At 73.7% G+C, this 24,046-nt stretch carries 24 protein-coding genes; 8 read left to right on the top strand and 16 right to left on the bottom strand.

What is annotated here, in order from left to right; genetic code table 11:
• The 4 genes from GA0115242_RS06800 to GA0115242_RS06785 form a co-directional block, all read left to right on the top strand.
• Positions 1-497 (top strand): DUF2690 domain-containing protein (locus GA0115242_RS06800; protein WP_141721527.1); only part of this gene is annotated, 497 nt, incomplete at its 5' end.
• A 51-nt stretch (positions 498-548) separates the two neighbouring features.
• Complete coding sequence (locus GA0115242_RS06795; protein WP_093825541.1) at positions 549-1,334, top strand: DUF4253 domain-containing protein; 786 nt, start codon at positions 549-551, stop codon at positions 1,332-1,334.
• Between the two features lie 128 nt (positions 1,335-1,462).
• On the top strand, positions 1,463-2,290 hold the full coding sequence (locus GA0115242_RS06790) for an alpha/beta fold hydrolase (RefSeq protein ID WP_093825539.1): 828 nt from the start codon (positions 1,463-1,465) through the stop codon (positions 2,288-2,290).
• 164 nt (positions 2,291-2,454) lie between these two features.
• On the top strand, positions 2,455-3,084 hold the full coding sequence (locus GA0115242_RS06785; RefSeq protein WP_093825537.1) for a TetR/AcrR family transcriptional regulator: 630 nt from the start codon (positions 2,455-2,457) through the stop codon (positions 3,082-3,084).
• A 22-nt stretch (positions 3,085-3,106) separates the two neighbouring features.
• On the opposite strand, the gene GA0115242_RS06780 is transcribed toward GA0115242_RS06785, so the two are convergent.
• The 7 genes from GA0115242_RS06780 to GA0115242_RS06750 form a co-directional block, all read right to left on the bottom strand.
• Positions 3,107-4,327 (bottom strand): aminotransferase-like domain-containing protein, encoded by a 1,221-nt coding sequence (locus GA0115242_RS06780; protein ID WP_093825535.1) that lies wholly within the window; start codon positions 4,325-4,327, stop codon positions 3,107-3,109.
• Between the two features lie 583 nt (positions 4,328-4,910).
• Positions 4,911-5,903, bottom strand: coding sequence for a porphobilinogen synthase (gene hemB, locus GA0115242_RS06775; protein ID WP_093825533.1), 993 nt, complete (start codon positions 5,901-5,903; stop codon positions 4,911-4,913).
• A gap of 128 nt (positions 5,904-6,031) precedes the next feature.
• Positions 6,032-7,738, bottom strand: a complete 1,707-nt coding sequence (locus GA0115242_RS06770) for a uroporphyrinogen-III synthase (RefSeq protein ID WP_093825531.1) — start codon at positions 7,736-7,738, stop codon at positions 6,032-6,034.
• A complete protein-coding gene (gene hemC / locus GA0115242_RS06765; RefSeq protein WP_093825529.1) occupies positions 7,735-8,694 on the bottom strand; it encodes a hydroxymethylbilane synthase in 960 nt (319 codons plus the stop codon). Before hemC ends, GA0115242_RS06770 begins: the two co-directional genes overlap by 4 nt.
• The gene (locus tag GA0115242_RS06760) at positions 8,691-10,442 is read right to left on the bottom strand and encodes a glutamyl-tRNA reductase (RefSeq protein ID WP_093825527.1); all 1,752 of its coding nucleotides are present in this window, start codon (positions 10,440-10,442) and stop codon (positions 8,691-8,693) included. The genes hemC and GA0115242_RS06760 overlap by 4 nt, the downstream gene beginning before the upstream one ends.
• Positions 10,439-11,209: a redox-sensing transcriptional repressor Rex gene (locus GA0115242_RS06755; RefSeq protein ID WP_093825525.1), complete on the bottom strand. Its 771-nt coding sequence runs from the start codon at positions 11,207-11,209 to the stop codon at positions 10,439-10,441. Before GA0115242_RS06755 ends, GA0115242_RS06760 begins: the two co-directional genes overlap by 4 nt.
• 235 nt (positions 11,210-11,444) lie before the next feature.
• Positions 11,445-11,717 (bottom strand): glutaredoxin family protein, encoded by a 273-nt coding sequence (locus GA0115242_RS06750; RefSeq protein ID WP_093825545.1) that lies wholly within the window; start codon positions 11,715-11,717, stop codon positions 11,445-11,447.
• A gap of 104 nt (positions 11,718-11,821) precedes the next feature.
• Here GA0115242_RS06750 and GA0115242_RS06745 point away from each other — a divergent pair, with 104 nt between their 5' ends.
• The 3 genes from GA0115242_RS06745 (at position 11,822) to GA0115242_RS06735 (ending at position 15,376) form a co-directional block, all read left to right on the top strand.
• Positions 11,822-12,793, top strand: a complete 972-nt coding sequence (locus tag GA0115242_RS06745) for an HAD family hydrolase (protein ID WP_093825523.1) — start codon at positions 11,822-11,824, stop codon at positions 12,791-12,793.
• Positions 12,794-13,151: 358 nt separating this feature from the next.
• Positions 13,152-13,925, top strand: coding sequence for an ECF subfamily RNA polymerase sigma factor, BldN family (locus GA0115242_RS06740; protein ID WP_093825521.1), 774 nt, complete (start codon positions 13,152-13,154; stop codon positions 13,923-13,925).
• Positions 13,926-14,149: 224 nt separating this feature from the next.
• Positions 14,150-15,376, top strand: a complete 1,227-nt coding sequence (locus GA0115242_RS06735) for a DUF5667 domain-containing protein (RefSeq protein ID WP_093825519.1) — start codon at positions 14,150-14,152, stop codon at positions 15,374-15,376.
• A gap of 286 nt (positions 15,377-15,662) precedes the next feature.
• Here GA0115242_RS06735 and GA0115242_RS06730 read toward each other — a convergent pair whose 3' ends face one another.
• The 5 genes from GA0115242_RS06730 to GA0115242_RS06710 all read right to left on the bottom strand — a co-directional run bounded on the left by GA0115242_RS06730 (position 15,663) and on the right by GA0115242_RS06710 (position 19,404).
• On the bottom strand, positions 15,663-16,748 hold the full coding sequence (locus GA0115242_RS06730) for a lysophospholipid acyltransferase family protein (RefSeq protein ID WP_093825517.1): 1,086 nt from the start codon (positions 16,746-16,748) through the stop codon (positions 15,663-15,665).
• 14 nt (positions 16,749-16,762) lie between these two features.
• On the bottom strand, positions 16,763-17,821 hold the full coding sequence (locus tag GA0115242_RS06725) for an NAD-dependent epimerase/dehydratase family protein (RefSeq protein WP_093825515.1): 1,059 nt from the start codon (positions 17,819-17,821) through the stop codon (positions 16,763-16,765).
• 199 nt (positions 17,822-18,020) lie between these two features.
• A complete protein-coding gene (locus tag GA0115242_RS06720; protein WP_003948845.1) occupies positions 18,021-18,119 on the bottom strand; it encodes a 30S ribosomal protein bS22 in 99 nt (32 codons plus the stop codon).
• Between the two features lie 130 nt (positions 18,120-18,249).
• Complete coding sequence (locus tag GA0115242_RS06715; RefSeq protein WP_093781815.1) at positions 18,250-18,459, bottom strand: helix-turn-helix domain-containing protein; 210 nt, start codon at positions 18,457-18,459, stop codon at positions 18,250-18,252.
• Between the two features lie 129 nt (positions 18,460-18,588).
• Entirely contained in the window at positions 18,589-19,404 is an 816-nt protein-coding gene (locus GA0115242_RS06710; protein ID WP_093825514.1) for a phosphatase, read from the bottom strand.
• A gap of 275 nt (positions 19,405-19,679) precedes the next feature.
• On the opposite strand from GA0115242_RS06710, the gene GA0115242_RS06705 reads away from it, so the two are divergent.
• Positions 19,680-20,132 carry a spore-associated protein A gene (locus GA0115242_RS06705; protein WP_093825512.1) on the top strand — a complete coding sequence of 151 codons (453 nt, stop codon included), beginning with the start codon at positions 19,680-19,682 and terminating at the stop codon, positions 20,130-20,132.
• Between the two features lie 52 nt (positions 20,133-20,184).
• On the opposite strand, the gene GA0115242_RS06700 is transcribed toward GA0115242_RS06705, so the two are convergent.
• The 4 genes from GA0115242_RS06700 to GA0115242_RS06685 all read right to left on the bottom strand — a co-directional run bounded on the left by GA0115242_RS06700 (position 20,185) and on the right by GA0115242_RS06685 (position 24,038).
• Entirely contained in the window at positions 20,185-21,357 is a 1,173-nt protein-coding gene (locus GA0115242_RS06700; protein ID WP_093825511.1) for an acetoin utilization protein AcuC, read from the bottom strand.
• Positions 21,308-22,528: an MFS transporter gene (locus GA0115242_RS06695; RefSeq protein WP_093825509.1), complete on the bottom strand. Its 1,221-nt coding sequence runs from the start codon at positions 22,526-22,528 to the stop codon at positions 21,308-21,310. Before GA0115242_RS06695 ends, GA0115242_RS06700 begins: the two co-directional genes overlap by 50 nt.
• Positions 22,529-22,551: 23 nt before the next feature.
• Positions 22,552-23,289 carry a VC0807 family protein gene (locus tag GA0115242_RS06690; protein ID WP_093825508.1) on the bottom strand — a complete coding sequence of 246 codons (738 nt, stop codon included), beginning with the start codon at positions 23,287-23,289 and terminating at the stop codon, positions 22,552-22,554.
• 92 nt (positions 23,290-23,381) lie between these two features.
• On the bottom strand, positions 23,382-24,038 hold the full coding sequence (locus GA0115242_RS06685) for an HAD family hydrolase (RefSeq protein ID WP_093825543.1): 657 nt from the start codon (positions 24,036-24,038) through the stop codon (positions 23,382-23,384).
• Between the last annotated feature and the right edge of the window lie 8 nt (positions 24,039-24,046).

Below are 24,046 nucleotides of genomic sequence, written 5' to 3'. Positions count from 1 at the left end.
CGGGCACGACGGCGCTCACGGTCCTGGCGGCGGCCTGCGCGCTGGCGGCGGTGGTGACGGCGGCCCTCGGCCTCTTCCGCGAGGTCCCGCCGCCGCACCAGGACGCGCCCGCGCCGACGCCGACGGGTCCGCTGTGCCGGGGGGCGGCCTGCGAGGGCGCGGACCCGCTGACGACGCGGTGCGCGCAGCAGCCGGTCACCCTGGCCGACCGGCACACGGCCGGCGGCGCCTGGGTCGAGCTGCGCTACAGCGTGGAGTGCGGGGCGAGTTGGGCCCGGATGTGGGGGACGGCGATCGGCGACCGGCTGGTGGTGACGCCGGGCGGGCGGACCGTGCGGGTCGGCACCCGCACGCAGGCCGACACCTACGTCTACACCCACATGACGCTGACCGTGCCCGGCACCCCGGTCCGCGCCTGCTTCCGCGCGGTCGACGGCACGGACCGCGAGTGCGTGGAGAGCAGGGTGCCCGCCGCGTCGGCCCCGGCCGGAGGCTGATCCGCCGCGGGCCGGGGGGCGTTGTCAGTGCCGGGTCCTACAGTCTTCGGCATGGCGACACTCCCCAACCCCCTACCCAAGCTGGCGTCCGACCCGAGCGGCCGGTCGCTCGGTCTGCGGCTCCCGCCCGGCAGGCTGCTGGACGCGACGATCGACGGCCCCTGGCACGAGCCGCTGCTGTGGCACGCGCAGGTGCCCGCGGGTCCGGGCGGCTGGGCCGCGCTCGGCGCCCCGGCCGGGCGGGCCGGGCTGCTGCCGGTCCTGGTCGACCTGGGGTCGGGCCGCGGCGGTCCGGAGAGCTGGGAGTGGGCGCCGGGTGACGCGTCGTACCCCGGCGACCACGACGCCGAGGAGGTCCTGGCGGAGCTGTGGGAGGCGGACGCGCCGGACGGGCAGGAGTGGCCGGGGCTGGCCGAGGCGCCCCGGCTGGTCGCCGATCCGGACGTCCGGGCGGCCGAGGTCGCGGACACGCTCACCGCGGGGGCGCCCTGGCTGCTGCGCCCGCACCTGGCGCTGGTGCCCGCCCGCCGCAGCGCGGACGTCCCGGCGGCCCTCGGCTGGTCGGGACCGGTCGACCACGAGGAGGACGTCGCCCGGCTCTGCGCGGTGCTGCGCTCCTGGGAGGACCGCTTCGGCATACGGCTGGTCGCGCTCGGCCCCGACCACCTGGCCGTCTCGGTGGCGGCCCCGCCCGCCTCCCCCGCGGAGGCCGGGGCGCTCACCGCCGAGCACTACGCCTTCTGCCCGTACGCGGTCCTGCCGGACGGCGCCGCCACCCTGGAGTCGTACGCGCGGGGCCTGGTCGGGGAGCGCCTCTGGCACTTCTGGTGGGACTGACGGGGTCCGCGCGGGCGGCCGGGAACCGCACTCCTACGACCACACCCCCTTCATGAGAGTCCACTTGCACGAACTATGGGAGCGACCTATATTCGTGAGAGTCAACTCTCACCCAAGGGGTCCCCACCATGACCGCACCCGCCACCGCCCGCACCACGCACACCGTCGACCTCCCGCACGGCCCGAGGCTCACCGTGGACACGTACGGCACCGCCACCGGCCGCGCCCCCGTCCTGCTGCTGCACGGCGGCGCCGGGCCGCGCACCATGAGCGGCCTGGCCGCCGCGCTCTGCGGGCACACCCTCGCCGTCGCCCCGACCCACCCCGGCTTCGACTCCACCCCGCGCCCCGACTGGTGCGACTCCGTCGCCGACCTCGCGACCGCCTACCTGGACCTGCTGGACGAGCTGGACCTCACCGGCGTGCTGGTGGTCGGCAACTCGGTGGGCGGCTGGATCGCCGCCGAGATGGCCCTGCGCGACACCCGGGGCCGCGTCGGCGCCCTCACCCTGCTCAACGCCGTCGGCGTCCACGCCGAACGGCCCGCCGACCAGGTGGTGGACCCGCGGACCCTGCCGCCCGCCGAGATGACCCGGCTCTCCTTCGCCGACCCGGCCTTCCGCCCGGACTTCGCCGCGTTCACCGACGAGCAGCGCGCGGTCGCGGCGGCCGACCAGCGCGCCCTCGCCGTCTACGGGGGCCCCGCCTTCAGCCACGACCCCGAGCTGCGCGGCAGGCTGCACCGCGTCACCGTCCCGGTGCTGGTCCTGTGGGGCGAGGAGGACGGCATCGCCACCACCGCGTACGGCCGCGGCTACGCGGACGCCTTCCCCGACGCCCGGTTCGTGGCGGTACCGGGCGCCGCCCACTTCCCGCAGATCGAGCGGCCGGTCGAGACCGTGCACGCCATCGCCGACTTCGCCGACTCGGTCGCCGGAGCGGACGCGGCCCGCTGACCCCCGCCGCGCGACCCGCCCGCCCGCGGGCCGGGAACCCTTTTGTGAGAGTATGCCCTCATGAGGGTAGGGCGCTCGCTTCTTCTCCCGCAGGCCCCTGCCCGCACGACGGCCCGCCCGCCCGGGGCGGACCCGCGCGACGACGACACCGCGAAGGCAGGGCGATGGGACCGCAGAGCACGACGGGCCGGGTCAACCAGAAGCTGCGCACCCGCACCGCGATCGTCCGGGCCGCGGCCGAACTGAGCCGCACCGGCCAGGAGGTGACGATGCCCGAGGTGGCCAGGGCCGCCCTGGTCTCCGAGGCCACCGCCTACCGCTACTTCCCCGACCTGGTCAGCCTGTTGCGCGAGGCCGTCGTCGGCCAGCTGCCCACCCCGGAAGAAGCGCTGGCGCCGGTCGCCGGTTCCACGGACCCGGTGGAACGGGTCGCCGCCGCGACGGAGTTCCTGCTCCGCCACGTGCTGGCCCGGCAGGGCGTGGTGCGGGCCATGATCGCGGCCACCGTGGTCAGGCCCGGCGAGGCCGCCGCCCGCCCCGGACTGCGCTTCGGCCTGATCGACCACGCCCTGGCCCCGGCCGCGCAGGACGACCCCGCCCGCGACCCCGGCGCGCTGGCACAGCTCCGTCGCGACCTCGCCGTCGTGGTCAGCGCCGAGGCCCTCTTCAGCCTGACCGACCTGCACGGTCTCGACCCGGAGGACGCCATCGCCAGCATCGTCCACACCGCGACGACGCTCACCCGCTCGACGCTGGCCGCCCCCGGCGCGGACGGCACCCCCGCCGCCCGCTGAGCCCAGGACCGGCCGCGTCCGCTCAGCCCCGCGCGCCCTCCCGCAGCCCGGCCCGCAACCGGCGCAGCCCCTCCGCGATCCGGTCGGGCGTCTGCGTCACGAAGCACAGGCGCAGGGTCGAGCGGTCGGGCGCGCCCGCGTAGAAGGGGGCGCCCGGGACGTAGGCCACGTCGTGCCCGACCACCGCCGGAAGCAGCGCGGTCGTGTCGTGGCCGCCGGGGAGCGTGGCCCACAGGAACATCCCGCCCCGCGGCCGCTCCCACACCGACCCCTCGGGCAGGGCCAGGGGCAGACCGGCGAGCATGGCGTCCCGGCGTTCCCGGTAGGCGGCGGCGACCCGGGCGACATGGGCGTCCAGGTCCCGGTCGGCCAGATAGCGGGCGGCGGCGAGCTGGTTGACGGTCGGGGTGTGCAGATCGGCGGCCTGCTTGGCGACCGCGCAGGCCCGCCGCAGCCCCTCGGGCGCCCGCAGCCAGCCCAGCCGCAGCCCCGGCGCCATCACCTTGGAGAAGGAGCCGAGCAGCACGGTCCGGTCCTCGGCGCCGGGGAAGGAGGCGATCCACGGCACCCGCTCGCCCTCGAAACGCAGCTCGCCGTAGGGGTCGTCCTCGACGATCCACAGGCCCCGGCGGGCGGCGACGGCGGCGACGGCGGCCCGGCGCGCGGCGGGCAGGGTGCGGCCGGTCGGGTTCTGGAAGGTCGGCACGGTGTAGAGGAGCTTCGGCCGCTCCCGCGCGACGAGTTCGTCCAGCGCCCGGGGGTCGAGCCCGTCGGCGTCCCCGGGCACCGGCACGATCCGGGCGCCCGCGAAGCCGAAGACCTGGATCGCCGCGAGGTAGCAGGGTTCCTCGACCAGCACGGTGTCCCCGGGTTCGAGGAGCGCGGTGGCGAGCAGGGACAGCGCCTGCTGGGATCCGGTGGTGACGAGGATGTCGTCGGCGCCGGTCGGCAGCCCGCGCGCCCGGGTGCGGGCGGCGAGCGCCTCCCGCAGCGCCGGTTCGCCCTCGGTGGTCGCGTACTGCAGCGCCCGTCCCGGCTCCTCGGCGAGGACCGCCCGGTAGGCCGCCGCGACGCCCTCCGCGTCGAACAGCTCGGGCGCGGGCAGCCCGCCCGCGAAGTTCACCACCTCGGGACGGGCGGTGACGGCGAGGATGTCCCGTACCGGGGACCCGCCGATCGCACGGGCCCGCGCCGCGAGGGGCGGCACGGGGGCGCTGCTGAGGGCGGGTTCGGCGACGGTCATGGCACGGCTCCCAGGCTGTGTGGCGTCCGGTGTGCCCGCAGCCTAGAGAGACGCGTGCCGTCTACAGGAAGATTTCCGGCATGTGGACGCCGCCCGGCCCCACGCCCGGCGCGCGAGCGGCCGTGGACGGTGAGGACACGCGACCGGCAGCCGACGGCCAGGGCCGGTGGCGTCCGCGCCCCGGTCCCCGGCATCCGCGACCCTCACCCGGCCTCCCGGCCTCCCGGCCGCCCGCGCGTCGTCCCCCGGGCTCCCGGCGTCCCGCGCGTCGTCCGCCGGGGGTGATGTTCCCGCAGGTCGGAGGGGGTGTGGATGGTTGCGCGTCCCGAATCGGCGGCCGGGGCTGGTCCCGCCGCCCGCGCACGGCGCAGGGTGGAGGCACCCACCGCGACCGCCTCCGACCGAGAGGGCCGACGTCCCATGTCCGCACGCCCGCCGTCCCGTGCCGCCCGGCTGCTCCTGCCCGCGCTCACCGCGCTCACCGCGCTGACCCTGACGGCCTGCGAGGACGGTGAGGGCCTGCGCGACGAGGGGCCGTCCACGGCGGGTGTCCCCACCGCGACGGCCCCCGGGGCACCGTCCCTCACCCCAGCTTCCGGGCGGCCTCCACGGCCCAGTAGGTGAGGATGCTGCGCGCCCCGGCCCGCTTGATGCCGGTCAGCGACTCCAGGATCGCCCGGTCCCGGTCGATCCAGCCGCGCTCGGCGGCGGCCTCGATCATCGAGTACTCGCCGGAGATCTGGTAGGCGACGACCGGCACGTCGACGCCGTCCGCGACCCGGGCCAGGACGTCGAGGTAGGGCCCGGCGGGCTTCACCATCACCATGTCGGCGCCCTCCTCCAGGTCGAGGGCCAGCTCCCGCATCGACTCCCGGAGGTTGGCGGGGTCCTGCTGATAGGTCTTGCGGTCCCCCCGCAGCGAGGACCCGACGGCCTCGCGGAAGGGCCCGTAGAAGGCGGACGCGTACTTCGCGGTGTAGGCGAGGATCGCGACGTCCTCCCGCCCGATCTGGTCGAGCGCGTCCCTGACGACCCCGATCTGGCCGTCCATCATCCCGCTCGGCCCGACCACGTGGGCGCCCGCGTCGGCCTGCACCTGCGCCATCTCCGCGTACCGCTCCAGGGTGGCGTCGTTGTCGACCCGCCCCTGCGCGTCCAGCACCCCGCAGTGCCCGTGGTCCGTCGTCTCGTCGAGGCACAGGTCGGACATGACCAGCAGGTCGTCGCCGACCTCGGCCCGCACGTCCCGCAGCGCGACCTGGAGGATGCCGTCGGGGTCGGTGCCCGGGGTGCCCTGGGCGTCCTTCTTCGACTCCTCGGGCACGCCGAACAGCATGATCCCGGAGATCCCGGCGGCGACGGCCTCGGCGGCGGCCTTCTTCAGGCTGTCCCGGGTGTGCTGCACGACACCGGGCATCGCGGCGATCGGCACGGGCTCGCCGACGCCCTCGCGGACGAACGCCGGGAGGATGAAGTCCGCCGGGTGCAGCCGGGTCTCGGCCACCATGCGGCGCATGACGGGGGTGGTCCGCAGTCGCCGCGGACGCGAACCGGGGAAAGAGCCGTACGTCGTCATGCCGTCTACGCTACGCCCGCCCCGAAGGCCCCTTTGCCGACGGTTCGTCGGCCGCCCTGAGCCCGCCGGGAACGGGCCGGGGGGACGGGATGCGCTCCCGTCCCCCCGGCCCGTCAGGTCACCCGCGGTCAGGTCGAGCTGCGCCGCCTGCGCGCGCCGGGACGCCGCTCGCTCGGCCGGGTCACCGGGTCGCCCGCCTCCAGGGCGGCGGTCCTGCGGCGCGTGCCGAAGTCGGCCAGCGCCTCGGCGAGCCGCAGCGCCGACGGCTCGGGAGCCATCACGTCGACCCGCAGCCCGTGCTCCTCGGCGGTCTTCGCCGTGGCGGGCCCGATGCAGGCGATCACCGTCACGTTGTGCGGCTTGCCCGCGATCCCGACCAGGTTGCGCACGGTGGACGACGACGTGAAGAGGACCGCGTCGAAGCCGCCGCCCTTGATCGCCTCCCGGGTCTCCGCGGGCGGCGGCGAGGCGCGCACCGTGCGGTAGGCGGTGACGTCGTCGACCTCCCAGCCCAGCTCGATCAGCCCGGCCACCAGGGTCTCGGTGGCGATGTCGGCGCGGGGCAGGAAGACCCGGTCGATCGGGTCGAAGACGGGGTCGTAGGGCGGCCAGTCCTCCAGCAGGCCCGCCGCCGACTGCTCCCCGCTGGGCACCAGGTCCGGCTTCACGCCGAAGGCGACCAGCGCCTTGGCGGTCTGCTCGCCGACGGCGGCCACCTTGATCCCGGCGAAGGCGCGCGCGTCGAGCCCGTACTCCTCGAACTTCTCCCTGACCGCCTTCACCGCGTTGACGGAGGTGAACGCGATCCACTCGTAGCGCCCGGTCACCAGCCCCTTCACGGCCCGCTCCATCTGCTGGGGCGTGCGCGGCGGCTCGACGGCGATCGTCGGGACCTCGTGCGGGACGGCTCCGTAGGAGCGCAGCTGGTCGGAGAGCGAGGCCGCCTGCTCCTTGGTGCGCGGCACGAGCACCTTCCAGCCGAAGAGCGGCTTGGACTCGAACCAGGAGAGCTGGTCGCGCTGGGCGGCGGCGGAACGTTCACCGACCACGGCTATCACCGGGCGGCCGCCCTCGGGCGAGGGCAGCACCTTCGCCTGCTTCAGCGTCTGCGCGATGGTGCCCAGGGTCGCCGTCCAGGTCCGCTGCCGGGTGGTGGTGCCGGCCACCGTGACCGACAGCGGGGTGTCCGGCTTGCGTCCGGCGGAGACGAGTTCGCCCGCGGCGGCGCCGACCGAGTCGAGCGTGGTGGAGACGACGACCGTCCCGTCCGAGGCGCCGACCTCGGTCCAGCACCGGTCGGAGGCGGTGCGGGCGTCCACGAAGCGGACGTCCGCGCCCTGCGCGTCGCGCAGCGGGACACCGGCGTACGCGGGCACGCCGACGGCCGCGGCGACGCCGGGCACCACCTCGAACGGCACGCCCGCGGCGGCGCAGGCGAGCATCTCCTCGGCGGCGTACGTGTCGAGTCCCGGGTCCCCCGGAACCGCACGCACGACCCGCCTGCCGCCCCGCGCGGCCTCCATGACAAGATGTGCCGCATCCCGTACCGCGGGGATCCCAGCGGTTGTTGACGAACCGTCAACAACCGCCAGCTGAGGCGTGCCTGTGCCCGGCACCGGGCCCGACGAAGGACCCCCGTCCGTGTGCACCTCGGCGACGCCTCGCCTGGCATGCTCACGCACCACGTCGAGCACGTCGTGCTCGGCGACCAGTACGTCCGCGTGCGCCAGTGCCTCGACGGCGCGCAGAGTCAGCAGCCCCGGATCCCCGGGTCCGGCACCCAGGAAGGTGACGTGCCCGTGTTCAAGGCCGGTGGGAAGGGTGGTGGGGCTCACTGTGCTCGCTCCCCCATCAGACCGGCCGCGCCCTGCGCAAGCATCTCGGCGGCGAGTGCGCGACCGAGCGCCAGTGCTTGGTCATGCGTCTCGGGCACGGGACCGGTGGTGGACAGCTGCACCAGCGAGGAGCCGTCGGTCGTGCCGACGACGCCGCGCAGGCGCATCTCCTTGACAATCTGCCCGTCGGCCAGAAGGTCGGCCAGTGACCCCACAGGGGCACTGCAACCGGCCTCCAGGGCGGCGAGCAGTGAACGCTCGGCGGTGACGGCGACCCGTGTGGACGGGTCGTCGAGCTCACCGAGGACGGCGATCAGGTCCGCGTCGTGCGCGGCGCACTCGATCGCCAGTGCCCCCTGGCCGGGGGCGGGCAGAACCGTGTCGACCGACAGGAAGTCGGTCACCTCGTCGGCGCGGCCGAGCCGGTTGAGTCCGGCGGCGGCCAGGACGACGGCGTCCAGGGAGCCGTCGTGGACGTATCCGATGCGGGTGTCGACGTTCCCGCGGATCGGCACGGTGGCTATGTCCAGGCCGTGGGCGCGCGCGTACGCGTTCAGCTGCGCGGCCCGGCGCGGCGAGCCGGTGCCGATCCGCGCCCCGCGGGGCAGGTCGGTGAACTTGAGGGCGTCCCGGGCGACGAGCGCGTCGCGCGGGTCCTCCCGCTCGGGGACGGCGGCCAGGACCAGCTCGTCGGGCTGCGTGGTCGGCAGGTCCTTGAGCGAATGAACCGCGAAGTCGACCTCGCCCGCGGCCAGCGCCTCGCGCAGCGCCGCGACGAACACACCGGTGCCGCCGATCTGCGCGAGGTGCTCGCGGGAGGTGTCGCCGTAGGTGGTGATCTCGACCAGCTCGACGGGCCGCCCGGTCACCCGGCTCACGGCTTGCGCCACCTGCCCGGACTGGGCCATGGCGAGTCTGCTCCGCCTCGTCCCCAGTCTCAGTGCCTTGTCAGTCATGCCGGTCGGTCCTTGTCGTCCGTGCTGTCCTCGGCGCGGGAGACGGCGGCGACCGCCTCCTGGTCGAGGTCGAAGAGGGTGCGCAGGGCGTCCGCGTACCCGGCGCCGCCGGGCTCGGCGGCGAGCTGCTTGACCCGCACCGTCGGCGCGTGCAGCAGCTTGTCCACCACCCGCCTGACGGTCTGCGTGATCTCGCCCCGGTGCTTGGCGTCCAGGCCGGGCAGCCGCCCCTCCAGGCGCGCGATCTCCCCGGCGACGACGTCGGCCGCCATGGTGCGCAGCGCGACGACGGTCGGGGTGATGTGGGCGGCCCGCAGCGCGGCGCCGAAGGCGGCGACCTCGTCGGCGACGATCCGGCGGACCTGGTCGACGTCGGCGGCCATGGGCGCGTCGGCGGAGGCCTCGGCGAGCGACTCGATGTCGACGAGCCGGACGCCGGGGACCCGGTGCGCGGCGGCGTCGACGTCACGGGGCATCGCGAGGTCGAGGAGCGAGAGCACCGGGGTGGGCCTGGGGATCTGGGCGACCGGCTCCGGCCTGCGCCGCTCGGGGATCCGCCCGGCCAGCGCGGCGGCCGCGGCCAGCGCGGTGATCGCGTCGGCGTCCACGGCCGGGTCGAGGACCAGGGCGGTGCCGGAGTGGGCGCGCGCGGCGCCGTCCCCCGAGGTCTGCGGGCCCGGGGCGTTGTCCACCCAGGCGGCGTGCTGCTCCAGCTCGGAGGCGGCCATCCCGGCGACGGCGGCCTCGCCGAGCACCGAGAACCCGGCGGTGCCCTGCACGGCGGTCAGGTCGAGCGGACAGTTCTCGTCGTCCTGGGGCGCCGCGGCCTGCGGACCGGCGGGGCCCGGGGCGGGGCGGGCGGTCGGGGCGGCGGGGCCGTGACCGGGCCGGGGCACGGTCACGCCGGTGCGGCCCGCGACGGCGTCGGCGATCGTCTCGGCGCTCAGGACGAGGCCGGTGGCGCCGGTGCAGGAGACGGCGAGGTCGGCACGTGTCAGCTCGGCCGGCACCGCGTTCATCGGTACCGCGCGGGCCAGCACGTCCGTCCCGTCGCCCTCGGTGAGGATCTGCGCGAGCCGCTCGGCGCGGTCGGCGGTGCGGTTGGCGATCACGATCTCGGCGACCCCGGCCCGCGCGAGCGTGGCGGCGGCCAGCGACGACATCGACCCCGCGCCGATCACCAGGGCCTTCTTGCCGCGCGCCCAGTCCCGCACGTCCCCGCCCGGGGCGAGCTGCTCCAGGCCGAAGGTGACCAGGGACTGGCCCGCGCGGTCGATGCCGGTCTCGGAGTGGGCGCGCTTGCCGACCCGCAGGGCCTGCTGGAAGAGGTCGTTCAGCAGGCGCCCGGCGGTGTGCAGGGTCTGCGCCTTGGCCAGCGCGTCCTTCATCTGGCCGAGGATCTGGCCCTCGCCGACGACCATCGAGTCCAGGCCGCAGGCGACCGAGAAGAGATGGTGGACGGCCCGGTCCTCGTAGTGCACGTAGAGATGGGGGGTCAGCTCGTCCAGGCCGACGCCGCTGTGCAGGGCGAGCAGCGTGGACAGCTCGGCGACCCCGGCGTGGAACTTGTCCACGTCGGCGTACAGCTCGATGCGGTTGCAGGTGGCGAGGACCGCGGCCTCGGCGGCGGGTTCGGCGGCGACCGTGTCCTGGAGCAGCTTGATCTGGGCGTCCGCGTGCAGCGCGGCCCGCTCCAGCACGCTGACCGGGGCGCTGCGGTGGCTCAGCCCGACGACGAGGAGACTCATGCCGGCATCACGGCGGGCACGTCCCCGTCGGGTCCCTGGTCGGTGGACGGCGTCCGGCGGGCGGCGGGCGCGGCGGCGCCGTCGGCGGCGGCCGCCGCGCTCTCCTCACCGGCCTTGCGCTGCTCGTGGAAGGCGAGGATCTGCAGCTCGATGGAGAGGTCGACCTTGCGCACGTCGACACCGTCCGGGACGGTCAGGACGGTCGGCGCGAAGTTCAGGATGGAGGTGACACCGGCGGCCACCAGCCGGTCGCAGACCTGCTGGGCCGCTCCGGCGGGCGTCGCGATGACCCCGATGGAGACGCCGTTGTCCTCGATGATCCGCTCCAGCTCGTCCGTGTGCTGGACGGGGATGCCGGCGACGGGTTTTCCGGCCATTGCCGGGTCGGCGTCTATGAGGGCCGCGACCCGGAACCCGCGGGACGCGAACCCGCCGTAGTTGGCCAGTGCGGCACCGAGGTTGCCGATACCGACGATCACAACCGGCCAGTCCTGGGTCAGACCGAGTTCACGGGAGATCTGGTAGACGAGATACTCGACGTCGTAGCCGACACCGCGCGTTCCGTAGGAGCCCAGGTACGAGAAGTCCTTGCGCAGCTTGGCGGAGTTGACCCCCGCCGCGGCCGCGAGCTCCTCCGAGGAGACCGTGGGCACCGAGCGCTCCGACAGTGCGGTGAGGGCTCGGAGGTACAGCGGAAGCCTGGCGACGGTGGCCTCGGGAATCCCTCGGCTGCGGGTCGCCGGTCGGTGAGTTCGGCCAGTTGCCACGGTGCTCCTGCGGGTAGAGCGGGGCTGCGGGCGGTCGTACGTACCCAGACCGCCCCGTCGAAAGCAGGCTATGTCTTTGTGAACGCGTGCACAAAGATGGTGTCCGATTTGCCCGGCCAACGTGACCGGGGTCACGCACTTCCCTCCAGGGGGCAAAACCGCTCACGCTCCTCGCGAATCCCGCCCCCCGAGACCAACTCGCCGTCGATCCTAAGCGACGACGGCCGTTCTTGGACTAGTCGGTCAGTGCCTTGCGCAGCCGCCCCTCGTCGACCCGCCAGAACGTGTGCTGCTCCCCGTCGACCAGGACCACGGGGATCTGTTCCCAGTACTGGTCGTGCAGGGCGGGGTCCTCGGTGATGTCCCGGCCCTCCCAGCGGACGCCGAGGTCGGCGCAGACCGCCTCGACCACCGACTGTGCGTCATCACACAGATGACAGCCCGGTTTGCGGACGAGCGTGACGATCCGGTCACGCGGAGCGGCCTTGCGCCGGAAAAGAGGACTCATGCGGTCCATTCTCGCCCGTCCTTCACGGCGCGGTAGCGGAGAGTTCACGGCCTGCGAACCTCTCCGCGGAGGGAAGCGTCCGGCGGACTGGCTATGCTCACGCCATGGCCGCTCTCGGATGGCTCACTCCCCGTAGGCGCTCCGCCACGGCGCGGAGCGTGTTGGCAGGCGAGGCCTCGGCGGAGGCCGCGCGCAGGTCGTCGCAGGACCTGCTGGACGGGCTCGACACCAAGGACAGCAAGGACACCGGGGACACCAGGGACACCGCGGGCCAGGACGCGGAACCGCAGTTCCCGGTCCTCGGCGACGACAGAGCCGCCGCCTTCTTCGACCTCGACAACACCGTGATGCAGGGCGCCGCCCTCTTCCACTTCGGCCGCGGCCTGTACAAGCGGAAGTTCTTCGAGACCCGCGACCTGGCCCGGTTCGCCTGGCAGCAGGCCTGGTTCCGGCTGGCCGGGGTCGAGGACCCCGAGCACATGCAGGACGCCCGCGACTCGGCCCTGTCGATCGTCAAGGGCCACCGCGTCGCCGAACTCCAGTCGATCGGCGAGGAGATCTACGACGAGTACATGGCCGAGCGGATCTGGCCGGGCACCCGCGCCCTCGCCCAGGCCCACCTCGACGCCGGGCAGCGGGTCTGGCTGGTGACGGCGGCCCCGGTGGAGATCGCCCAGGTGATCGCCCGGCGCCTCGGCCTGACCGGCGCCCTGGGCACCGTCGCCGAGTCCTTCGACGGCGTCTACACCGGCAGGCTGGTCGGCGAGCCGCTGCACGGCCCGGCCAAGGCGGAGGCGGTGCGCGCGCTGGCCGCGGCGGAGGGCCTTGACCTGGACCGCTGCGCCGCCTACAGCGACTCGCACAACGACATCCCGATGCTGTCCCTGGTCGGCCACCCCTACGCGATCAACCCGGACTCCAAACTGCGCAAGCACGCGCGCCGACTGGACTGGCGGCTGCGCGACTACCGCACCGGACGGAAGGCCGCGAAGGTCGGCATCCCGGCCGCGGCCGGGGTCGGCGCGGTGGCGGGCGGCACCGCCGCGGCGATCGCGCTGCACCGCCGTCGCCGCTGACCAGAGGCGTTCTGACGGGTCCTCGGACCACGGGCCGACCGGCCTCGACCGGTCGGCCCGAATCGTTTTTCGTACCCCCGCGCGGCGCACTTCAGTCCTGTTGTCGGCGTGCAGCCACAACACGCCCCGATCCCCACCGGAAGACGAAGCTTTTCGATCAACAAGCTGTCATTCTGCGGCACTTGATCGTGCGTCAATCGGTTACAGAAGCGACGTAATCGATGATTTGAGCAACTGGGTGTAGCAGCGCCTGTACGAAGCGTTATTCTCCTCAGACGCAAACCGGTACCTCTCCGTCGCCACGACGGGTGAAAGGTTCCGCACTGCACGTGATGGAAGCTCTGCCTCTGGGAGTCCCGTGTACCCACACGTCGGGGTTGACGCCTCGGGCCTGGCTACGCTGCGCGCAACGGTCCAAGACCTCTTGCGCGGCTTCGTCCCCACCGCGTACGCCGTCCCCGCGCTCGCCGTAGCCACCACGCCCGTCGGCCCTGCCTACGCGCTGGCCGACGGCGGCGCCGCGGTCGGCAGACGGGGTCGCGCGGCCGGCGCCGCCACCGCACGCCGGCCGGCCGCCGACAGCGACAGTGCCCGCATGATGGACCTGGTCGAACGCGCGCAGGCCGGCGAGGCCGACGCCTTCGGGCGCCTCTACGACCAGTACAGCGACACGGTCTACCGCTACATCTATTACCGGGTGGGCGGAAAGGCCACCGCCGAGGACCTCACCAGTGAGACGTTCCTGCGCGCGCTGCGCAGGATCGGCACCTTCACCTATCAGGGCCGCGACTTCGGCGCCTGGCTCGTGACCATCGCCAGGAACCTGGTGGCCGACCACTTCAAGTCGAGCCGCTTCCGGCTGGAGGTGACGACCGGCGAGATGCTCGACGCCAACGAGGTCGAGCGCTCGCCCGAGGACTCCGTCCTGGAGTCCCTGTCGAACGCGGCCCTGCTGGACGCCGTCCGGCGGCTCAACCCCCAGCAGCAGGAGTGCGTGACGCTCCGCTTCCTCCAGGGGCTGTCGGTCGCCGAGACCGCCCGGGTGATGGGCAAGAACGAGGGGGCCATCAAGACCCTCCAGTACCGGGCCGTGCGCACCCTCGCGCGGCTCCTGCCGGACGACGCCCGCTGAGAATCCGACCCCCCGCCCCGGGAGACCGGGCCGAACGGCCCTCGGCGGGCCGCCACCCGTACGCTCCGCAATCGCCAACTCACCATCGGTGAAGCTCTGTTGACTTCGCGGTCCGATCATCCGCCGTCCGTAACCCAAGTGCCGCGCCGCTCGTTGTGCGGGATGCAGGCTCCCTGTGGTCACCCTGGGGGAGCCGACCGTCATGACGAGAGGAGGTGCCGCCCGTGATCGCGAACGTATCGGCGCACCGGCGGGCGAACGCCTTCGCCCAAGCCCTGGAGGAGCAGTCCGCCCCAGGCACGGCGGCCGATCAGACCGAAGGACCCGCCCCGGCCCCGGCCGCCCAGGACCAGACCGAGCAGGGCCGTCTGACGGCCCTCGCGGAGAGTCTCGGCGAGCTGCCACGCCCGAAGCTGGACCCCGAGGTCAAAGTCGTCCAGCGCGCCCAACTGGTGGCCGCGTTCGAGGCCATGCTCCAGGAGGGCGCGGGCGGCGAGGCGACGGGCGCCGCGGTGCCCGAACAGCGGTCCGCCAGGACCCGGGGCACGCACCGGGCGAGCCCGCTGGGCAAACTGCGACCCCGTTCACGGCTGACGAAGGGCCTCGCCGCCGGCGGGCTGAGCGTCGGCGTGGCGGCCAGTGCCTTCGGCGGAGTCGCCGCGGCCAGCTCGGACGCCCTCCCGGGCGACTCGCTGTACGGGCTCAAGCGCGGCATCGAGGACTTCAAGCTCAACTACCTGTCCGAGGGCGACGACGCCCGCGGCCGTGCCTTCCTCGACCAGGCCTCCATCCGGCTGAGCGAGGCCCGCAGGCTGATGGAGCGCGGCCGGGGCGGCCACCTCGACCACGAGTCGCTCGGTGAGATCCGCCGCGCCCTGTCCGGCGTACGGCACGACGCGACCGAGGGCCACCGCCTGCTCCACGAGGCGTACGAGCGCGACCCCGGCTCCCTCGCCCCCATCCAGGCGCTGGACGCGTTCACCCGCGCGCACCGCGAGGCGTGGGGCGCCCTGCGCGACCGCCTCCCGGTCCAGCTCGGCGACGTCAGCAGGGAGGTGTCGTCGGTCTTCGAGGCCATGGACGACGAGGTCGCCCCGCTCCAGTCGCTGCTCCCCCAGCCCCCGGCCCGGAACAAGAACGGCGGGGGGCCCAGCTCCGGCTCCCCCTCCACCGGCGCCCCCGGCACCCGCCACTCGACGACGCCCAGCGCCGGCGGCCACTCCGCGGAGAGCGGCCACTCCAGCAGCCCCAGCAGGTCGGCGGGGTCCGGCAGTCCCGGCGACGGCCTGCTCGGCGGCTCCACCGGCGGCCTGCTCGACCCGCCGAAGGACAGCGACACCGCCTCCCCGTCCGCCAGCAAGCCCCCGGTGACGGGCCCTGACGTGACGATCCCGCCGCTGCTCCCCGGCCTGCTGCCGGGCCTGGGCATCGACAGCCAGGACGCCGAGTAGCCGCACACCGAGACGGGGGTGCCCTTCCTGGAAGGGCACCCCCGTCGACGTCCCGGCGGTGCTAGGGCGTGTCTGACAATGCCCGTCTGCCTCGCGGCGCCATGCACGCACTCCCGCCGCACCGGGCGCAGACCCGAGTACGCCCAGTACGAGGGACTGCGCCCGGCACGCCGAGAGCACGCACCTGACCCCGCGAGGCCGCCCTCCGGGCAACGACGCGCATGGTCAGACACGCCCTAGTCCCCCGACCGGAAATTCTCACCGGCTCGCGATGCCCGGCACGGCACTAGAAGAAGACCGACCTGCGCTGCACCAGCAGCTTGTACAGGGTGTGCTGGATCTGCTCGCGGACCTGGTCGGTCAGGTTGAACATCAGCATCGGGTCCTCGGCCGCCTCCGCCGGATAGCCGTCGGTCGGGATCGGCTCCCCGAACTGGATCGTCCACTTCGTCGGCAGCGGGACCGCGCCCAGCGGACCCAGCCACGGGAAGGTCGGCGTCAGCGGGAAGTACGGGATGCCCAGCACCCGCGCCAGCGTCTTCGCGTTGCCGATCATCGGGTAGATCTCCTCCGCGCCGACGATCGAGCACGGGACGATCGGCGCCCCCTGGCGCAGCGCCGTCGACACGAAGCCGCCACGGCCGAACCGCTGGAGCTTGTACCGCTCCCCGAACGGCTTGCCGATGCCCTTGAACCCCTCCGGCATCACCCCGACCAGCTCGCCCCGGCCGAGGAGCAGCTCCGCGTCCTCCGCGCAGGCCAGCGTGTGACCGAGCTTGCGGGCCAGCTCGTTGGCGACCGGCAGCATGAACACCAGGTCCGCGGCGAGCAGCCGCAGATGGCGGCCCGCGGGATGGTGGTCGTGGACGGCGACCTGCATCATCAGGCCGTCCAGCGGCAGCGTCCCGGAGTGGTTCGCGACGATCAGCGCCCCGCCCTCGGCCGGGATGTTCTCGACGCCCTTCACCTCGACCCGGAAGTACTTCTCGTAGACCGGCCGCAGCAGCGACATCAGGACCTGGTCGGTCAACTCCGCGTCGTAGCCGAAGTCGTCGACCTCGTACTCCCCGGTGAGGCGGCGGCGCAGGAAGGCGAGCCCGCCCGCGATCCGGCGCTCCAGCGCGCTGCCGTCCGGCTCCTCGGGTCCGGGCCGCGCGCCGGAACCGTCCGGCTCGCCCGCCCCGTCGGCCTCACGTGTCACGGGGACATCATCCCGTGTCCGGCTCCGCCCGGACAGCGGCTGGACGTCCCCGGCCTGACGGCCCTCGCCGCCCGTGCGCCGGTTCCCCGCGCCCCGCCGCCGCGCCGGCCGCGGCACCGAACCGGCGCGCGACCGGTCGTCGTCGAACGGAATGACCTTGGCGTCCGCCATCGTTGCTGCGCTCCTCAGTTGGCGCTGTGCGCGGGGTGGGTGCCGCCCAGGGCGGGCAGCGCGGCGATCCGGTCGACGGCCCCGGCGAGGGCCTGCGGCGGCAGCAGCCCGGGGCCCCGGCTGCGCGCGAAGTCCGCGAACGTCTCCGCTGTCGTGTACGCGGGACGGAACCCGAGGGTCTCGCGCATCTGGTCGGTCGCCACCACCCGGCCGTGGGTGAGCAGCCGGATCTGCTCGGGCGAGAAGTCCGTCACGCCGAGGGTGCGCACCAGCGACCCGGCCCAGGTGACCGCGGGCAGCAGCAGCGGCACGGTGGGGCGGCCGAGCCTGCGCGAGCACTGCGACAGCAGCAGCGCGCCGTCGCCCGCGATGTTGAAGGTGCCGCTGTTGAGGGAACCGCGCGCCGGGTCGTGCGAGGCGATCCGCAGCACCTCGATGACGTCGTCCTCGTGGACGAACTGGAGGCGGGGGTCGTAGCCGAGCACGGTCGGCAGCACCGGCAGGTCGAAGTAGGAGGTGAGCGGGGTCTCGGCAGCCGGTCCGAGGATGTTGGCGAACCGCAGCACGCACACGGCGACGTCGGGCCGCCGCCGCGCGAAGCCGCGCACATAGCCCTCGACCTCGACGGTGTCCTTGGCGAAGCCGCCGCTGGGCAGCGACTTGGGCGGGGTGTTCTCGGTGAAGACGGCCGGGTCGCGGGGCGCGGCCCCGTAGACGTTGGTGCTGGACTTCACCACGAGCCGCTGCACCGTCGGCGACTTCTGGCAGGCGCCGAGGAGCTGCATGGTGCCGATGACGTTGGTCTCCTTGACCGTGGTCCGGCTGCCGCTGCCGAGCGCGGTCGCGGTCACGTCGAGGTGGACGACGGTGTCGGCGCCGCTCTCGGCGAGCACCCGCGCGAGGCTGGGCTGGCGGATGTCGGCCTGGACGAAGTCCGCGCCGCCGAGGTCGTGCTCGGGCGCGACCGCGTCCACCGCGACCACCCGGTCCACCTGCGGATCGCGCTGGACGCGCCGGACGAACCGGCCTCCCAGCCTGCGGGCCACTCCGGTCACGAGCACGACCTTGCCCAATGTCAGCGCCTTCCCTAGAGCGTCCGTCCTCAGCCGGGTTCCCCGTCTGCGGCCAACTTAGCGGGTCGGCGCGGCCCTGTGACGACCACCCGACGCACGCGGTGACGGCTTCCCCGGGGCGGCGCAGAACCGTCCGGGAACGGCTGTGGCCCCCCACCGGTACCGGTGGGGGGCCACAGAACACGCTCCTGCGCGTCGCCTACTTCTTGTTGCGACGCTGAACGCGCGTGCGCTTGAGCAGCTTGCGGTGCTTCTTCTTCGCCATCCGCTTGCGCCGCTTCTTGATAACAGAGCCCACGACTACCCTCGCTCACTTCTCATCACTCGGCGTTGGGCGCCATGGGCCCATACGACCTACGAGGGGCTAGCCTACCCGCCTGAGCGCTGAGGTCGTAATCGAGGTCTCCGGGCGGTCCCGGAGTGCGCCGTCAGGCCGTCTCCACCCCCACGTAGCTCTCGCGGAGGTACTCGTGTACCGCCTGTTCCGGGACGCGGAACGACCGTCCCACCCGGATCGCGGGCAGATGACCGCTGTGCACCAAGCGGTACACGGTCATCTTCGACACTCGCATCACCGAGGCGACTTCCGCCACGGTAAGGAACTGAACCTCGTTCAGAGGCCTCTCGCCAGCAGCCATGACACACCTGAACCTTCCGCACTCGACGGCCACCGGCTTCCCCTTCCGGTGACTCTTCGTCGTTGCGTGCTCACTCCCCAATGTAGGGGCGTGTGATGCGAGTGGGGAAGAGGTGCACCCATCGGCGGCCTACTGTGACAGACATGCCCGATTGAGTACGTAGCGGGTCAACGGCAGGTAGTGACCGGGCCGGCCCCTGTCCTCAAGCGGAACGGCGACCGACACCGAGCCCTCGGCCTCCCCGACGAACAGCGCGGGGTCGTCGGTGTCGGCGAGGCCGATGGCCTCGAACCCCAGCTGACCTGCCCCGCAGACCCATCCGTGGTCGCCGATCACCAGCTCGGGGAGGGGCCCTCCGGCGTCGGCCGCGGCCGCCAGCGCGGCCCGAACCGGGAGCGGGGAGTGGGTGTGTGCGCCGGTCGTGCGACCGGGGCGCATGGGTCCGGGTTCGCGCATCAACGCGACTCCCCGTACGTAGTCGAGGTTGTGCGTGCGTAGACCGAACCGGGTCGTTATGTCGACAGAGAGACCCTGCGCGGGGGTGAGGACAGCACATCCCGCCGACGACAGGGCGTCCGCCAACGCGACGTAGAAGACGAGCAGCCGGTGCGGATGACCGGTGCCGAGGAGCACGGGACCGCCACGCTGGGCTACCGCCGCGAGCCGGTCCGCGAAGGCGTCGAGCCCGGCGAGCGTCAGCTCGGGGTCGATCACATCATGGCCCGTAACCTGCCGCGGATCGGCCGAAACCCCACACTTCCGCGCCATCAGCCCGGTCAGGTCCCGCAACCGCCACGTCCACTCGGGATCAAGTCCGAGCAGCACCCGCGGGTCCCGGGCCGCGAACAGACGATAGCTGCGCAGGCTCTCCTCGCGCGTGGCCGCCACGGGTCCGGCCAGCCGCGCGGCCAGGAGGTGGGCGCGCAGGGCGCCGGTGCTCAACACGGAGTAGATGCTGACCCACCGCCCGGACCGGCGGGCCGGGAACGCGGGAACACCGCACGGTCGGCCTAGGGCCGGTCCGACAATCCCGCCCGCACCCGCGCGGGGCCGGGAGCGACCGGACACCTCTCGACACCTGGTGACGAAACAGTTACACAGAGATGCACAACCATCCGCCGGTTTGTCCTGTCTCATCCTGTGTGGACGGCAATGACCAACCGTCCGCGACCCGTTCACCGACCCGATCCGGCACCCGCCGACAGCACAGGGGGAACACCATGCGTCTGTCCCGCACCACCACCGCCACCGCCCTGGCCGTCCTGGCCCTGGGCGGCGCCGTCGCCGCGACCACCCCGGCCGCGGCCGCCACCGCCGCCCCGAAGGCGGCCACCGCCCCGCCCGCGCCCGCCGCCGCCGTCTACAACGGAGCCTGCGGCACCGGCTACCAGGTCGTCGGCTCCACGCCGGTCGGCAACTCCGGGGCGGTCTTCGTCACCTGGAACCAGTCCACCGGCAAGAACTGCGCGGTGACCGTCCGCACCACCACCGGCGCGAAGATCCGCATGTCGGTGCGGCTCGAAGCGGTCGGCACCGGCACCGCGCCCGTCGAGGACAGCGGCCTCTACACGTCCTACGCGGGACCGGTGTACGTCGCCGCCCGCGGCCACTGCGTGAAGTGGTCCGGCACCATCGGCGCGGCCAGCGGCGGCGACACCGGCCACTGCGGCTGATCCCGGGCCGGGGGCGGACCCGACCGGTCCGCCCCCGGCGCGGCCCGCCCGCTCAGGCCAGCAGCCCGCGCAGCGGGTACACCGCCCGCCGGGTCGCGAGCACCGCCTGGTCGAGCCGGTCCGCCGGGTCGTACCCGGCCTCCCACTCCGCCCAGGACACCGGCCACCGCCCGTCCGTCATCCGCCCCGGCGCCAACTGCCGGGTCCGGGCGTACACCTGCTGCCGCCAGCCCTCCGGGATCACCGTCTCCGGCGCGATCTCCCGCCCCGCCGCGATCCCCACCAGATGCGTCCACGACCGCGGGACGACGTCCACCACCGCGTATCCGCCGCCGCCGAGCGCGATCCACTTCCCGTCGGCGTGGGCGTGCGCCAGCTCGTGGCAGGCGACCTGCACGGCCCGCTGCGCGTCCAGCGAGACGGCGAGATGCGCGAGGGGGTCCTCGAAGTGGGTGTCGGCACCGTGCTGGGAGACCAGGACCTGCGGCCGGAACTCCTCGATCAGCTCCGGCACCACCGCGTGGAACGCCCGCAGCCACCCCGCGTCCCCGGTCCCCGCGGGCAGCGCCACGTTCACCGCGCTGCCCTCGGCCGCGTCCGCGCCGGTCTCCTCCGGCCAGCCGGTCTGCGGGAACAGGGTCCGCGGGGTCTCGTGCAGGGAGATCGTCAGCACCCGCGGGTCCTCCCAGAACGCGGCCTGCACACCGTCGCCGTGGTGCACGTCCACGTCCACGTACGCGACCCGCTCGGCCCCCAGCTCCAGCAGCCGCGCCACGGCGAGGGCCGCGTCGTTGTAGACGCAGAACCCCGAGGCGGCTCCCGGCATCGCGTGGTGCAGCCCGCCCGTGAAGTTCACCGCGTGCGCCGCCTCGCCGTGCCAGACGGCCTCAGCCGCCCCCACCGACTGCCCGGCGATCAGCGCGGACACCTCGTGCATCCCGGCGAACGCGGGATCGTCCACGGTCCCCAGCCCGTACGCCGGGTCGGCCGCGCCCGGGTCGAGGGAGGCCGCCTTCACGGCCTCGATGTAGTCCTCCCGGTGCACCAGGCGCAGGGTGGACTCCCCGGCCGGTTTCGCCGCGACGACGTCCACCTCGCGGTCGAGCCCGAACGCGTCGACGAGCCCCCGGGTCAGGGCGAGACGTACCGGATCCATCGGATGGTCGGGACCGAAGTCATAGCCCGTTACCGCCTCGTCCCACATCAGCTGCGCGCGCCCGCTCATGCCCGCCACCGTATCGGTCCTGCCGAGGCGCGAACGAGCGGGCGTACGCCGACGTCACCAGCACCAGCACCATCGGCACCAGCATCGCCCCGCGGTAGCTCCAGGCGTCCCCGAGCGCCCCCACGAGCGGCGAACCCACCAGGAATCCCACGTAGTTGAAGATGTTGAGCCGCGCGATCGCCGCGTCGGACGCCCCCGGGAAGAGCCGCCCGGCGGCCGCGAAGGTCTGCGGCACCAGCACGCAGAGCCCGAGCCCCAGCAGCGTGAACCCGGCCATCCCCACCCACGCCCCGGGCGCCACCGCCACCACGGCGAACCCGCAGGCCGCCACCAGCGCCCCGGCCCGCACCACGACGACGGCGCCGAACCGCCGCACCCCGAAGTCCCCGATGGTCCGCCCGAGCAGCGTCGTCACCATGTACACGTTGTAGGGGACGGTCGCGAGCTGCTCGGAGCTGCCCAGCACGTCCTGGAGGTACTTGGCGCTCCAGTTGGAGACCGTCGAGTCCCCGATGTACGCGAAGGTCATGACCAGGCAGAGCGGCAGCAGCAGCTTGAAGACGACGCTCCCGCCCCCGCTCCCGTCCGCGGCCTCCTCGCCGGGCCCCCGCGGTGTCGCGTCGACGTACCAGCGGCTGCCGGCCAGCGCGGCCGGCACCAGCACGGCGACCACCGGCAGGTACGACACCCACAGCGCCAGGTGCCAGTGCGCCCCCACCCACGCGAGCGACGCCCCGAGGATCCCGCCGAAGCTGTACACGGCGTGGAAGCTCAGCATGATGCTGCGCCCGTACGCCCGCTGGAGGCTCACCCCGAGCATGTTCATCGAGGCGTCGAGCGTGCCCACCGCGAGCCCGAAGCAGCCGAGCGCGACGGCGAGTTGGGCGACGCCGTCACCGGCTCCGGCGCCGAGCAGCGCCAGCAGCACCACGGGCTGGGACCAGCGCAGCAGACGGCTGGGCGGTATTCGCTTCACCAGGTGCTCGGTCGTGACGCTCCCGACCCCGGCGAGGACGGGCACCGCGGCCAGGAAGACCGGCAGCAGCGCGTCGGAGACCCCGTACCGGTCCTGGATCGCCGGGATGCGGGTCACCAGGAGGGCGAAGGCGACGCCCTGGGCGAAGAAGCTGAACGCCAGAGAGGCCCTACCGCGCCGCAGCACATCTGTCATGGCGGCGAGCGTAGGGCCCCTGACTACCTGTGGGTAGATCCGGCCAAAGATGAGTTTCCCTCAGCTTCGTGCCGCTCGGCGCTCTCCCCGGCGACCATCCGCTCCAGGGGTCCGGCGGCGAACGCGCCGCTGACCGCGAAGGTCACGGCCATCACGCCGATCATCAGGACCCCGCCGAGCCAGACCATGGTGTCGACGGGGAGGGTGTAGGCGCCGACGACGCGTGCCACGCACTCGGCGAGCAGGGCCACGCCCCACACGACGGAGAACAGCCGCTCCTTGCGCAGGAAGTCGGCGGACGCGCCCGCCCGCCCCGACACGAGCCGCCGCCAGGCGGCCTCCCTGGCCCGGTCGCCCTTGACCAGGAAGGGCTTCAGCCCGGCGGTCATCATCGGCCGCCCGAGCGCCACCGATACCAGGATGCCGATGCCGACGGTGCTGCTGACCGCGCCGTCCTTGGCGAGCATCAGCCGCGGATCACCGGAGACGAGACTCAGCAGCAGGGAGACGACGTTGACGACCAGGATCAGCCCGGCCAGCGCGTTCACCGTCCGCTCCCTGACGAGGCTCCACCCGGTCCGCAGGGCGGGGATCACGCTGCTCCAGGCGAGCGCGGCGAACGTGCTCGCCCCGAGGGCGTTCCTGAACAGGTAGTACGAACCGAGGGGCACCGCCACGTCCAGCAGCAGCGGCCGGAGGTTGTCGAGCACACCGGGGGTCCGGCTCGCGCTCAGGCCCTGGGACACCGTGTTCGTCGTCATGCCCTCAGCTTCGCGGCCGGGCGGGTGCCCCCGGTAGGAACGATCGTCCGGAGGTCGGCATGACAAGTGTCAGCCCGTCGTGCCGACCGCCGTCATGCCAGCAGGTCGGCCAACCGCGCCATGTCGTCGAAGAGTTGCTCGGGCCCGGCCCCGGCCTCCACGAGCCGCTCGGCGGGCGTCATGGCGGTGAACCCGACGACGTCCATACCGGCGGCGCGGGCCGCGAGGACGCCGAGCGGGGAGTCCTCGACGACCACGCACCGCTCGGCCGGGACGCCCATCCGCGCGGCGGCGTGCCGGAAGAGGGCGGGGTCGGGCTTGCCGCGGCCCACGTCCTCGGCGCTGAAGATCCGCGCGTCGTCGAACCACCGGTCGAGGCCGGTGGTGCGGTGCCCGACCCGGATACGGGCGTGGCTCCCGGAGGAGGCCACGCAGTGCGCCACCCCGTGCTCGGTGAGCCGCTCCAGCACCCCGGCGACCCCGGCGACGGGCTGCAACTCCCGCTCGAACGCGGCGAAGACGCGGCCCTGGAAGACGTCGTCGAAGTCGGTCGGCAGCTTCTGCCCGCTCCGCTCCTCGACGAGGTCGTGCACCCGGTGCAGCGCGGCTCCCATGTAGTCGCGGAGCGAGTCCTCGTACGTGGTGGGGTGTCCCAGCTCGGTGAGGTACGCGGCGAGAAGCCGGTTGGAGAGGGGCTCGCTGTCGACGAGAACACCGTCGTTGTCGAAAATGACGAGGTCATAGCGCATGCACTCAA

The organism is Streptomyces sp. SolWspMP-5a-2, from assembly GCF_900091845.1.
Lineage (GTDB): Bacteria > Actinomycetota > Actinomycetes > Streptomycetales > Streptomycetaceae > Streptomyces > Streptomyces doudnae.
Note: the sequence above shows the minus strand (reverse complement) of the source record. Positions and strands in the feature narration are given on the sequence as shown.

Bases quoted from the DNA above. Each gene is read 5' to 3' on its own strand.
- GA0115242_RS06790 (WP_093825539.1), top strand. From the start codon at position 1,463: ATGACCGCACCCGCCACCGCCCGCACCACGCACACCGTCGACCTCCCG.
- GA0115242_RS06745 (WP_093825523.1), top strand. From the start codon at position 11,822: ATGGCCGCTCTCGGATGGCTCACTCCCCGTAGGCGCTCCGCCACGGCG.
- GA0115242_RS06700 (WP_093825511.1), bottom strand. From the start codon at position 21,357: ATGAGCGGGCGCGCGCAGCTGATGTGGGACGAGGCGGTAACGGGCTAT.
- GA0115242_RS06705 (WP_093825512.1), top strand. From the start codon at position 19,680: ATGCGTCTGTCCCGCACCACCACCGCCACCGCCCTGGCCGTCCTGGCC.
- GA0115242_RS06780 (WP_093825535.1), bottom strand. From the start codon at position 4,327: ATGACCGTCGCCGAACCCGCCCTCAGCAGCGCCCCCGTGCCGCCCCTC.
- GA0115242_RS06760 (WP_093825527.1), bottom strand. From the start codon at position 10,442: ATGAGTCTCCTCGTCGTCGGGCTGAGCCACCGCAGCGCCCCGGTCAGC.
- GA0115242_RS06750 (WP_093825545.1), bottom strand. From the start codon at position 11,717: ATGAGTCCTCTTTTCCGGCGCAAGGCCGCTCCGCGTGACCGGATCGTC.
- hemC (WP_093825529.1), bottom strand. From the start codon at position 8,694: ATGACTGACAAGGCACTGAGACTGGGGACGAGGCGGAGCAGACTCGCC.
- GA0115242_RS06690 (WP_093825508.1), bottom strand. From the start codon at position 23,289: ATGACGACGAACACGGTGTCCCAGGGCCTGAGCGCGAGCCGGACCCCC.
- GA0115242_RS06795 (WP_093825541.1), top strand. From the start codon at position 549: ATGGCGACACTCCCCAACCCCCTACCCAAGCTGGCGTCCGACCCGAGC.
- hemB (WP_093825533.1), bottom strand. From the start codon at position 5,903: ATGACGACGTACGGCTCTTTCCCCGGTTCGCGTCCGCGGCGACTGCGG.
- GA0115242_RS06685 (WP_093825543.1), bottom strand. From the start codon at position 24,038: ATGCGCTATGACCTCGTCATTTTCGACAACGACGGTGTTCTCGTCGAC.
- GA0115242_RS06730 (WP_093825517.1), bottom strand. From the start codon at position 16,748: ATGGCGGACGCCAAGGTCATTCCGTTCGACGACGACCGGTCGCGCGCC.
- GA0115242_RS06695 (WP_093825509.1), bottom strand. From the start codon at position 22,528: ATGACAGATGTGCTGCGGCGCGGTAGGGCCTCTCTGGCGTTCAGCTTC.
- GA0115242_RS06785 (WP_093825537.1), top strand. From the start codon at position 2,455: ATGGGACCGCAGAGCACGACGGGCCGGGTCAACCAGAAGCTGCGCACC.
- GA0115242_RS06715 (WP_093781815.1), bottom strand. From the start codon at position 18,459: ATGGCTGCTGGCGAGAGGCCTCTGAACGAGGTTCAGTTCCTTACCGTG.